This window comes from Gemmatimonadota bacterium, assembly GCA_026706845.1.
In the GTDB taxonomy this organism is placed as follows: Bacteria; Latescibacterota; UBA2968; order UBA2968; family UBA2968; genus VXRD01.
In genome coordinates this window covers 25,917-36,479 of sequence record JAPOXY010000200.1, presented here as the reverse complement: position 1 = coordinate 36,479, position 10,563 = coordinate 25,917, and the positions used below count along the sequence as shown (strand labels likewise).

General features: G+C 50.3%; 6 protein-coding genes. 1 reads left to right on the top strand and 5 read right to left on the bottom strand.

Translation table 11 applies throughout. The features are described 5' to 3' along the window. The 4 genes from OXG87_18215 to OXG87_18200 form a co-directional block, all read right to left on the bottom strand. A partial coding sequence (locus OXG87_18215; protein ID MCY3871488.1) for a sigma 54-interacting transcriptional regulator occupies window positions 1–3,146 on the bottom strand: 3,146 nt, incomplete at its 3' end. Between the two features lie 289 nt (window positions 3,147–3,435). Further along, entirely contained in the window at window positions 3,436–6,633 is a 3,198-nt protein-coding gene (locus tag OXG87_18210; GenBank protein ID MCY3871487.1) for a sigma 54-interacting transcriptional regulator, read from the bottom strand. A gap of 468 nt (window positions 6,634–7,101) precedes the next feature. Then, window positions 7,102–7,920: a PIG-L family deacetylase gene (locus OXG87_18205; protein MCY3871486.1), complete on the bottom strand. Its 819-nt coding sequence runs from the start codon at window positions 7,918–7,920 to the stop codon at window positions 7,102–7,104. 9 nt (window positions 7,921–7,929) lie between these two features. Continuing rightward, window positions 7,930–9,114, bottom strand: a complete 1,185-nt coding sequence (locus tag OXG87_18200) for an MFS transporter (GenBank protein MCY3871485.1) — start codon at window positions 9,112–9,114, stop codon at window positions 7,930–7,932. Window positions 9,115–9,214: 100 nt separating this feature from the next. Here OXG87_18200 and OXG87_18195 point away from each other — a divergent pair, with 100 nt between their 5' ends. After that, on the top strand, window positions 9,215–10,018 hold the full coding sequence (locus OXG87_18195; protein ID MCY3871484.1) for a MerR family transcriptional regulator: 804 nt from the start codon (window positions 9,215–9,217) through the stop codon (window positions 10,016–10,018). Between the two features lie 56 nt (window positions 10,019–10,074). On the opposite strand, the gene OXG87_18190 is transcribed toward OXG87_18195, so the two are convergent. Further along, window positions 10,075–10,563: hypothetical protein (locus OXG87_18190; GenBank protein ID MCY3871483.1), on the bottom strand; the 489-nt coding region annotated here is incomplete at its 5' end.

Below are 10,563 nucleotides of genomic sequence, written 5' to 3'. Positions count from 1 at the left end.
TGCGGTAATCTTAGCAGTGCCGCTGCGCCCCTATCTCCACTTATCTGATAGTTGGTGATTTTGAGCACTTCGAGAATATAGTGTCGTTCAAATTCATCCAAAGGCACGACTTTGCGGTCCTGAGAAACTGTCACGGTGTTCTTTTTACGATCAGGAGCCGGGCCTTCGATTCGGAAACCATACAGTCCCAGATCACCCACTTCGATTTGCGAACCGCGACACACGATTACGGCGCGCTGTATCGTATGTTCCAGTTCCCGCACATTCCCAGGCCAATCGCAGGCTTGCAAAACCTCGATTACCTCTGGCGTCAAAGGAGCTATGTCCTTGCCCAAATGTGTGGCCATGCGATGCTTGAAAAATTCGGCAAGGTGCGGGATATCCTCCTTGCGCTCGCGCAAGGGGGGGAGATAGATTGGAAAAACCTGGAAACGATAATACAGATCCTCGCGGAATGCACCTGAACTGACCAGTTCCTCAAGATTGCGATTTGTCGCTGCCACAATGCGCGCCTGCACCGACAGCGTCTCGCTACCTCCAACGCGCTCATAAGTGCCCTCTTCCAGCAAGCGCAACATCCTGACCTGTGTTTGCGGAGCCATATCGCTGACCTCGTCCAAAAAGAGCGTACCGCCCTTAGCCAATTCTACCTTGCCCAATCTGCGAGACACTGCACTGGTAAACGCTCCTTTCTCGTGACCAAACAGTTCACTATCGATCAGCGTTGCTGGCAATGCTCCGCAGTTGACCTGTATAAAAGGACCATCGCTATTGGGACTCTGCGCGTGTAACACCCGCGCAGCCAATCCCTTACCCACACCCGTTTCGCCTATAAACAGCACGGACAGATCAGTGGGTACTACCTTTCTGAGCTGGAATTGAAACTGTTGCAAAACCTCGCTCTGACCGATAAACTCGTTATCCCCCTGAGTATTGAGTGTCGCAGTCAGGCCCTCAATACGCGGATCTGGTTCTACCGAGAGTTGAATCTGCGCGATCTCTGAGTAATTGAGATCGCGATCTATCGCTCTGACCTGAAACGTGTACTCGCCCGGTGGCAAGTTCTGATAATGCGCCCTCATTTCTCGGGTCGCAGGTTGCCAGTCGGGGTCGTATCCCTTCAGGCGATAGATGTAGAGCATGTCGCGGGGATGGGTAGAAAAACTCAGGCTCTTGTATTCAAAAATTACATCTTGATCCATCGTAGAGACGATGTCTTCCTTCGGGTTCTCATAGACCTGACCAGCGACAACTTGAATGAGGCGAATTATGGGCGACGTCTTTCGCAGGCGGTAGCGCACCAGAGTGTTTTGGGCTGTACCGAAATAGAAGGCGCCATCGCGGTCTTCGAGTATTTTGAGCACCGGTCCTATATGCGGTGATTTGATGGTCTGGAAAAGCTGGCCATTGTAGTGAACTACGCCGCCGTCTGTGCCGAGCCAGAGGTGACCTTGAGAGTCCTCAAGCAAGCAATGGATGCGGTTGTTCGGCAAACCGTCTTCAGTCGTGAAGGTCTGGAGGGTGCTACCATTAAAACAGGCAAGACCGCCCTGGGTAGCCACCCACAGGTTGCCATGGCGGTCTAATAGCAGGTCACTGACCCTGTCGTCGATCAGCCCGTCTTCACCTCCATAAAATTTAAGGCCATCTTTGGGATGCCAGCGTGCGAAGCCCTTGTCGATGTCAGAGAAATGTTGGTGAACGAGATGAAAATAAACCTCGCCATTGCGCCCGGTAATCACGGTACCAATGTAGCTGAAAGGATCCTTATTTTTATCTTTTACAAAAATGGTTTGGAACTGCTCACCCCGCTGACAAGTGAGTCTCAAAGGACTGGCAAAAAGTGCTCTTTTTTCTTTATCTTTTTTATTTTCCCAATGACCGAAAAGAAATTGCCCTTCCCGATTCTGGGCAATTGCACAAATACTGCTTGAACCTGCGGTTGTTTCTATTTTTTCTATCTTCTGCCCATCGTAGCGGAATAAGCCATTGATGCCGCCAAACCACAGATACCCGTCGTGGTCTTCGTAGATGGCAAAACAGTTATTGATATCAAAATCATCCTCAGGGCCTATCAGGTCAATGGCCTTTCCATCAAAGCGAAAGACGCTATTGCTTTGATATTTAAAAACAGGCGACACAGACCCCACCCATATATCACCACGACTGTCTTGCACGATCTGCGAGACCTCACTCACGCTTTCAGAGGCCCTTGCACTGAAGTCGAAAATGCTGATACTATGCGCATCGTAAAGGCCGACGCCTCCCCAGGTGGCAAACCAATACTGATGTTCGCGATCCTGGAACACGGCTTTGACCGCGGGATGGGGCAACCCATCGGCAGGGATAAACCTGCTGAACCCATCACCGTCTTGATAGAGCACCCCTTCTGAAGTGCTAAACCACATCCGACCTTCCCGGTCACACTGAATTTTGCGCAGGTCACTATCCAAATCGACTTGAACAGGCTGGAAGGAGCCATCGGTATAGCACCAGAGTCCGTTCTGAGGTCCACGCTGACCGATCCACACATTACCGGTATCATCCTGTCCCACCGCATAGCTTATATCGCTTTGCGGAAAACCGTCTTTCTCTTCACAGCGGTGGAAGGATGTGCTATCGAAGCGGATGAGGTGATTAAAGCCAAACCACAGATGCCCTTCCGAGTCCTGGGCAATACCCCGACACTGTTTACGACGAAGTAGCGGCTCGTAGTGCTTAAGATAGAGCGGCATCAGGTCGTGAAACACAGTCCCGTCGTAATATCCTATAGTCCTGTGACCGCCACACCATATACGCCCCTCACGATCTTCGTAGATGAACTGCACTGCTCGGCCTGCGATCCCCTCATCTTCCAAATGGTGGAAATTTGTCTCATCGTACCAGCAGACCCCATTTCGTGTACCAAACCACAACCGATTCTGACTGTCCTTTTGAACAAAATAAATACTATCATTAACAAGACCGTCCTGTTGCGTAAAATTTCGAAACTCATCTCCATCAAAGCGACTAACGCCGTTATCAAAGGTGGCGAACCAGAGATAGCCTGCGCTGTCTTCGGCGATGTGTTCAATGCGCATCCCGGCCAGACCATCGGCTATAGAATAAGTCCGCCAGGTGCCTTTGTGGTTAAGTGATTTGAGCATAAAACCTCATGATACAGGTAAAATTTTAGTTCGCATATTCTCTGAGCCTCAAAACAGTTCAAATTTTGGGTCACAGATCCTTCTTTGCAAAAGAACTTTAATTATGCAATATCCGTGCCAACGTGAATTTTACACAAGACGTTTCTAATTATAAAGTATTATTTATATTTAAGTAATTAGAGAAGAGTATATAAAAGTTAGTCTGAAATTTTATATTCCCAGTCACTATATATCGTGATATTTGACCATATATAGCGATTGCCGATATTAAGAATATATGATACACAACTTAAGGAATCTTGATGCCCAGTTTTCTCATTTTGCCATACAGGGTAGAAGGCGGTAATCTTAGCAGTGCCGCTGCGCCCCTATCCCCACTTACCTGATAGTTGGTGATTTTGAGCACTTCGAGAATATAGTGTCGCTCATATTCGTCCAAAGACACGACTTCGCGGTCCTGAGAAACTGTCACGGTGTTCTTTTTAAGATCAGGAGCCGGGCCTTCGATTCGGGAACCATACAGTCCCAGATCCCGCACTTCAATTTGCGAACCGCGACACACGATTACGGCGCGCTGTATCGTATGTTCCAGTTCCCGCACATTCCCAGGCCAATCGCAGGCTTGCAAAACCTCGATTACCTCTGGCGTCAAAGGAGCTATGTCCTTGCCCAAATGTGTGGCCATGCGATGCTTGAAAAATTCGGCAAGGTGCGGGATATCCTCCTTGCGCTCGCGCAAGGGGGGGAGATAGATTGGAAAAACCTGGAAACGATAATACAGATCCTCGCGGAAAACACCTGCGCTAACCATATCCTCAAGATTGCGATTGGTCGCTGCCACAATGCGCGCCTGTATCGATAGCGTCTCGCTACCCCCAACGCGCTCAAATGTGCCTTGTTCCAGCAAGCGTAACATCCTGGCCTGTGTTCCCACAGCCATATCGCTGATCTCATCCAAAAAGAGCGTGCCGCCCTTAGCCAATTCTACCTTGCCCAGCCTGCGAGACTCCGCGCTGGTAAAAGCTCCCCTCTCGTGACCAAAAAGCTCACTGTCGATCAGCGTTTCAGGCAGTGCACCGCAGTTGACCTGTATAAAAGGACCATCGCTATTGGGACTCTGCGCGTGTAACACCCGCGCAGCCAATCCCTTACCCACACCCGTTTCGCCTATAAACAGCACGGACAGATCAGTGGGTACTACCTTTCTGAGCTGGAATTGAAACTGTTGCAAAACCTCGCTCTGACCGATAAACTCGTTATCCCCCTGAGTATTGAGTGTCGCAGTCAGGCCCTCAATACGCGGATCTGGTTCTACCGAGAGTTGAATCTGCGCGATCTCTGAGTAATTGAGATCGCGATCTATTGCTTTGACCTGAAAGGTGTACTCGCCCGGCGATAAGTTCCGGTAGTAGGCCCGCGTCTTTCGTGTCGCAGGCTGCCAGTCGGGGTCGTATCCTTCAAGACGATAGACATAGAGCATGTCGCGGGGATGGGTGGAAAAACTCATCCCCTTATACTCGAAAGTCACCTGTTGGTCTGTCGTAGAGGCGATGACTTCTTTCGGGTTCTCATAGACCTGATCGGCGACAACTTGAAGCAGACGCACCCTGGACGAGGTCTGTCGCTGGCGGTAGCGCACCACCGTGTTTTGGGCTGTACCAAACCAGAAAGATCCATAGCGATCTTCGAATATTTTGAGCACCGGTCCTATGTGCGATGACTTGATGGTCTGGAAAAGCTGGCCATCGTAGTGAACCACGCCTCCGTCTGTACCAAGCCAGAGGTGGCCTTGAGAATCTTCGAACAAACAACGAATGGCATTGCTCGGCAGACCATCTTTAGTCGTAAAGTTGTGGAAGGTACGGCCATCAAAGCAACTGAGGCCTCTTTGAGTAGCGACCCACAGGTTGCCATTGCGGTCTTCTATAAGATCGGTGGCTCTGTCATCTATCAACCCGTCTTCAATCCCATAAAATTTGAGGCCATCTTCGGGATGCCAGCGCGCGAAGCCCTTGTCATTATCGGAGAAATTTTGGTGGATGAGATGAAAATAGACATTGCGCCCGGTAATCACAGTGCCAATGCGGCTGTAAGGATCTTTATCTTTATTTTCTAAAAAAATGGTTTGGAACTGCTCGCCCTGCTGACAAATGAGTCTCAATGGATGGACAAAAAGGTATCTTCTTCTCTTTTTATTTTCGTTTTCCCAATGACCAAAAATAAATTGCCCTTGCGAATTCTGGGCAATTGCACAAATACTGCCTGAACCTGCGGTTGTTTGCATTTTTTTGAGCTTCTGCCCATTGTAGCAGAACAAGCCATTGACGCCACCAAACCACAGATACCCGTCGCGGTCTTCGTAGATGGCAAAACAGTTGTCTATATCGTCATCTTCAGTGCCTACAAAGTCAAAGTGTTCGCCATCAAAGCGAAAAACGCTTTTCTCCAGACGGTTGAGAAAAGGAGCGGCATATCCGATCCATATATCTCCTCGCCGATCTTGTACGAGTTGTGAGATTTCACTCACTTCTCTGGATAATTTCGCACTGAGGTCGAAAACGCTGATACTCTGTGCATCGTAAAGCCCAACGCCGCCCCAGGTGGCAAACCAATACTGATGTTCGCGATCATGGAACACGGCTTTGACCGCGGGATGGGGCAACCCATCAGCAGAGGTAAACCTGTTGAATCCATCACCATCCTGATAGAACACGCCTTGTGAAGTGGAAAACCACATCCGGCCTTCACTGTCACACTGAATCTTGCGCAGTGTGCCCTCCAAATCTACCTGAACAGACTGAAAGGAGCCATCGGCATAGCACCAGAGTTTGTTTTCGTATTCGCGATAGCCGATCCACACCTTACCGGTATGGTCCTGCCCCACAGCATAGCTCGTCAGGATGCGTGGTGGAAACCCTTCTTTCTCTTCATAGCGATGGAAGGATTGACCGTCAAAGCGGATGAGGTAGTTAAAACCAAACCACATGTGGCCTTGTGGATCCTGAGCAATGCCTCGACACTGGTTGGGCCACTGAGGAGAAGGAGGTTTCTCGTAGTGCTGAAGGTAGAGCGGAATCAGGTCGTGGTACACAGTGCCGTCGTAATATCCCAGAGTGCGGTGACCACCACACCATATACGCCCCTCACGGTCTTCATAGATGAACTGCACAGCACGGCCTGCGATCCCCTCATCCTCCAGATGGTGGAAATCTGCTCCGTCGTACCAGCAGACCCCATTTAATGTACCAAACCACAACCGATCACGATTGTCCTGCAAAACAAAATGAACGCAGTCATCCACAAGACCATCCTGTTTGGTAAAATTCTGAAACTCGTCTCCATCAAAGCGACTAACGCCGTTATCAAAGGTGGCGAACCAGAGATAACCTTCGTTGTCTTCCGCGATGTATTCAATGCGTTGTCCCGGAAGACCACTGTCTATGGAATAAGTTCTCCAGGTGCCCGTGCGATCAAGTGATTTGAGCATAATAAAACCTTATGATACAGGTGAAAATTTTAGTTCACATCGGGTAACATATCACGAATATAAACCCTTCTTAATCTATGTATTTTCATAACCAAATTTTAAGGAAAATGTTGCGGTTTACGAATCTCTTTCCCTGAAGAGTTGAACTGAAACAATCTGGTTTTTCATCATATTATTACCTCTTGATTTTTAAATTTTAAAACTATACATTTAAAAATAGAGTGGGTTATGGTTTGTTGGACCATTCCTGTTCTGTATGTTGCGGCAGGGGGCCACAGGCTGACTACCAATCCGACATGGCCTTCTGCCGTTTTTTCTGTAATAAAAAATTAAAATAAATTTGTGTTTTTTAAATCTGATATTAAACAAAGTAAAAGTCAAGATTTTCTATAATATATAGAATGATTCAATACAGATAGCACGAGAAGAGGGCGCATTCAAAACGCGCCCTTATTTTTATCTGTGGATTTAGAAAAAGGGAAAAAGTTTTGGGATGTTGTCATCTGTGAGCGCGCTGCCGTATTCACAGCCTTCAAATGCTTCGGCATATTGGACTTTTGAGCCGCGTTCTTGTCCGTAGTATTTGATCAATAGATCGCGGTACTGATCGGCTATGGCGCGAGATTGAGTAATGCGATGCCGCAACCATTCGCGTCGGTTTTGTGGCGATTCGGGTACCTGGTCGAGGTGGCCCGCGTTAAAGGGCAACCATTCGTACATTTGCGATGTGTGGCAGTGTAGCAGGTCGAGTTTTTTGTCGATGACATCGTCTATGGCTATGACGGCATCGGGAGAGAAAGGTTGCGGTTTTTGGAAGTTGTCGCTCAGATACGCGATGACGGGGTTGTACGACAGAGCGGGGGTGTCTGTGCAGATGTTGGGCACGGTGACCATGTATGCCGAGTCCTGCACGAGGATGGATGTGTAGCGGTGATCGGGGTGGTAGTCGTTGGGGCGATGGGTCAGGATGAGGTCTGGCGTATAGTTGCGAATCTGGCGGATGATTTTTTTGCGATTTTCAAGGGTGGGTTCAAGTTCGCCGTCGTGATTGTCGATTACGTGGTATTCAATGCCCGCGACGGCACCTGCTGCCTGGGTTTCGGCGCGGCGGCGACGGGCGAGTTCAACGCCGCCAATTTCGTGATGGCCCGCGTCGCCATTGGTGACAGAGACAAATTTTACCTCGTGCCCGAGGTTTGCGTATTTGATGGCGATGCCGCCCGCTTTGATATCGCAATCGTCGGGATGGGCGCCAAAGACGATGATTTTCAGGGAATGGTCGTTCATAGTGGCTCCTCAATTCAATGGGTTTTCGTTTTTTCCATGCAGGCGATAGAGGCCCACACCGCAGGCGAGTGCGCCGAGGCAAAATAAGACGGAGATGCCAAAGGGCCAGACGGGACCCCAGTCGATGAGTTTTCCGCCGCCGAGGCTGCCGGAGAGCATGCCCAGACTCCAGGCGAGGTGGGCTGCGCCCACAACGCGGCCTTTTTCGTCTTCGCGGGCGATCAATTGTATGAGGCCCGGCATGGTAGTTGAGAGAGACCAGGCCGAGGCGGTTGCGAGAATGCCAAAGGCATAAATGCCAGCAAGGGTATGCGCGGTCAGGGCGAGGCCGAGGGCGCTGATGGCGACGAGTGATGCGGAGACGAGGATGGGCTGCCAGCGCCCAATGCGGTCGCAAAGCCGACCGGTGAGTACTTGAAAGCAAGCTGCGATGATCAGGCTGATGGCACTGTAATTCGTGGCTGCGGTGCTGGTGCCCGCAATGCGAAAGATGAGCAGGGGCAAGAGCAGAGTGACGGCACCCCAATAGCTGGTGGGCAGGTAGCGGATGCCCAACAGGAGGCACACATCGAGACGGCGGAACAGTTGAATGAATGCGGACAGGTTGCGACCATTGTCGGCAGATTTTGGCGATGGGATTGCGGGGAGGGCCAGGATGCTCATCAGGATGAGCACTACCCCTGCAAGTGTGATGCAAAAACCGAGGGTTTGAAATCCATACGCATCGGCGATGGGGCCAGAGAGAAAATTTCCCGAAGCAGAGCCGAGGGTGTTGCCGAGAAAATAACCGGCCGATGCGATGCCGATGACAGAGGATGGGGCTGCGCTGATCAGATAGCTTTGCCCTCCGGCGCTGTTAAATCCAGATGAGATGCCGATGCCGGTACACAGGGCGGTCAGGAGAAGAGGATCGCCGCTGTAAAAAATAACCCCGGCGAGAATAGGTCCCAAAGTGCCGAGGACGTAAACGGGTTTGACGCCCCAGGTATCGGCAAGGCGGCCCGCAGGCACGGCAAAGACACCACCTAAAATGAGAAATGCTGCGCGCAATCCCCCGGAAAAGAGGGGTGTGCCGAGCAGGTCCGCTTCGACATATACGGGGAGGAGGGTGTTGAGGGGGGCAGAGACAAAGCTGCTAAAAAAAGAGACTATGAGCAGGGCGATGAAACGGCGATTGAGGAGTTCGGAATACATTTTTAAATTTTTTTATTTTCGCCCTTGACTCTCCAGTTACTGGAGGGTGTATATTGTCCGTTGAAGGCCTTCAAACACCCGTATCACATGGAGAGAATCCATGCTCAAAATAGGAGAATTTTCCAGGCTTGTCAACGTGCCGGTCAAGACGTTGCGCTACTACGATGAGATCGGTTTGTTCAAATCCGATTACATTGATGAGCAAACCGGCTACCGCTTTTACTCTTTCGAGCAACTCCCGCGGCTCAATCGCCTGCTGGCGCTCAAAGACCTGGGTATGTCGCTGAGCCAGATTGATCAAATGCTGCAAGAAGATCTTTCGGCTGATCAACTGCGCGATATGCTTTTGCAAAAACAGATCGAACTCGAAGATCTTGCCAGAGATATCCGGGAACGCATTGCCCGCGTGGAAGCCAGACTGAGTATTATTGAAATGGAGGATAAAATGCCAGATTATGAAGTTGTCATTAAAACGGTTGATCCGGTTCTGGTCGCTTCTAAACAGGAGGCCGTTCCCCACTTTGCCGCCATCGGCTCTGTTATGGACCGCCTGTACAATGGGGTTGTCGCCCATATTGTGAAACACAAGGGACAGTTTGCGGGACCGGGCATTACGGTATGGCATGAAAATTTTAAACCCGAGGCAAACATACCGATCAAAAAAACCATACCAGAAGGTGATGACGTCAAGGTCCACGAGTTGCCGGGTGATCAAATGGCGTGCCTGGTGCATCACGGAGGCTTTGAAGGTTTTCCACGAGCCTATCAAGCGGGCGTTCAGTGGATTGAGGCCAATGGCTATGAGATCACCGGACCGAACCGGGAAGTGTATTTGCAATTTAGACCCGATGGCAATCCAAAGGATTATGTGACGGAAATACAGTTCCCTGTCGCAAAAGCATGAGTTTTATAGTCCAGCATTAGAGAAATACCGGGATGGTTTTGTGTCCCGGTATTTTTTTAGTACAGGAAGTCCGATTTGAATTTTTCGATGCAGTCGTGTCGAGTGCCTTCAAAGAGGTAAATTTTACCGCGTATGGTCGCGGTTTCTTCGGGCGCGAGGGCGCCTGCGCGAATCGATTGGTGCATGCAGCGCCAGGGGTTGTGACCCTGTACGGATAGAAAGTCTGCCCAGGCTATGCCCGCCACCCATGTGCGATCTGTGGATTCGCGTATCAGAATGCCGCCTGTGGCATTGATGGGCGATGTGGGCCATTTGTCAGACCAGACGGTTTCAGTGTTAATTGCGTTGCGATAGGTGTGGTTGTAGTGTATGTCGCGGTGGATGAGGGGGATCAGGCCCTCTTCGGCGAGGAACCAGGTGCGCTCGTGGTCGTCGTCAAAAAATGCCCGGGTTTCGGAGACTTCGGGCTGTTTGCCGGGGTTAAAGCAGGGGATGATCGCGGCAATTTCGGGCCAGGTGCGCTCGGTTTTGTTGGTGATAGAGAG